Annotated in this window: 2 protein-coding genes; one reads left to right on the top strand and one right to left on the bottom strand. The window is 68.1% G+C overall.

Annotated elements, in window-relative coordinates:
• A partial coding sequence (locus EU811_RS23680) for a hypothetical protein (protein ID WP_202979367.1) occupies positions 1-295 on the top strand: 295 nt, incomplete at its 5' end.
• On the opposite strand, the gene EU811_RS23395 is transcribed toward EU811_RS23680, so the two are convergent.
• Positions 177-1,220: a sugar phosphate isomerase/epimerase family protein gene (locus EU811_RS23395; protein ID WP_238703558.1), complete on the bottom strand. Its 1,044-nt coding sequence runs from the start codon at positions 1,218-1,220 to the stop codon at positions 177-179. The two genes, EU811_RS23680 and EU811_RS23395, sit on opposite strands and share 119 nt — an antisense overlap.
• Positions 1,221-1,281: the final 61 nt, after the last annotated feature.

The following is a 1,281-nucleotide window of genomic DNA, read 5'->3' on the forward strand; positions in this document are numbered from 1 at the left end:
GTACGGAGCCGCCGACAGCCGGCTGCTCTCCGGCTTCGAGTACACCGCCAGCTACAACCTCGGCAACACCGTCGCCTACACCCCCTGGGGTGGCTGCAAGGTCACCTACAACACCATCTCCAGCACCTACCGGGGTGAGTTCCGGCCGATCTACGAGATGGTCTACAACCACTACGTCAAGCGGCTGGGCGGCTGGGCCGGCTACACCTCCCAGGTGGCCGCCAACCTCCGCCCCGAGGGTGCCGCTTTCCAGTGCGACCACCCGGGCTTCGGCACTCTGCTCTACACCCGCTGACGTCCATGTCCCAGGGCGCCTGCCCGGATCTCTCTCGTGTCCGACCGTCGGTCGGTCGGCCGGGGTCCGACCTGGCCCCCTGGATGGCCGCGCGGACCGGCTCTTGGCTCCTCGCGGCCGTCGGCGACCGGGTTGCCTCCCGCGCTGCGCCCGCGCTTGTTGTTCGGCGTGAACGCGGGCGGTGGTGCGGGCGGTAACCCTCGTACGGCCTCGCATCCACCTGCAACACCCCTACCAGCCAATGGAGTTGGTACCCACGTCCGGACCGCCCGAGCTGGGAGTTGGCCGCCTGCAGGGTCCGGGCAACCACCCCCAGCCCTTCAAGTTGAGTGAGTTCCATGTCTTCGTGTTCGATGTTCACGGCCATGTGGGAGTCGACCTTGCGCAGCGTGTCGAGGAAGCCCCGCCAGAACGTCTCGTCGTGTCCCCGTCCGACCGCGACGAAGTCCCAACTCGATTCGGTGGGCCAGGTGTTGAGGGTCCAGTGGCCGCCGAGTTCGAGTGGGTTGTCGGTGACCCGGGTGAAGCGGTCGTCGAGTACGCCGTTGACCTTGCAGCGGTCGTTGATCCGGGTGTCCTTGGCTGCCGCGTGGAAGACCAGTGGGCCGAGGTCCTTGATGGCGGCGACCGGGTCGATGCCTTGCCAGAAGAGGTGGCTGGGGTCCATCTCGGCGCCGATGTGTGTCGCGCCGACCCGCTCGACCAGGCGCTTCAGGGTGGCAGGGTTGAACACCAGGTTGTGCGGGTGCATCTCGATGCACACCTTCACCTCGTGTTCGGCGGCCAGTGCCTCGATGTCCCGCCAGAAGGGGACGGCGACCTCGTCCCACTGGTACTCCAGGGAGTCCAGGTAGGCGCTGTGCCACGGATTGACATTCCAGGCGGGGGTGGTGCCGCCCGCCTCGGCGGCCGGCAGCCCGGACATGGTCACCACGCGGCGTACGCCGAGCAGCCCGGCCACCTGGATCGCGCGCCGCAGATCGGCG

The organism is Arthrobacter sp. TS-15 (assembly GCF_006964045.1).
Lineage (GTDB): Bacteria > Actinomycetota > Actinomycetes > Actinomycetales > Micrococcaceae > Arthrobacter.

What these genes read in the sequence shown, in the direction of transcription:
- EU811_RS23395 (WP_238703558.1), bottom strand. Translation starts at nt 1,220, where the DNA reads ATGTCCGGGCTGCCGGCCGCCGAGGCGGGCGGCACCACCCCCGCCTGG.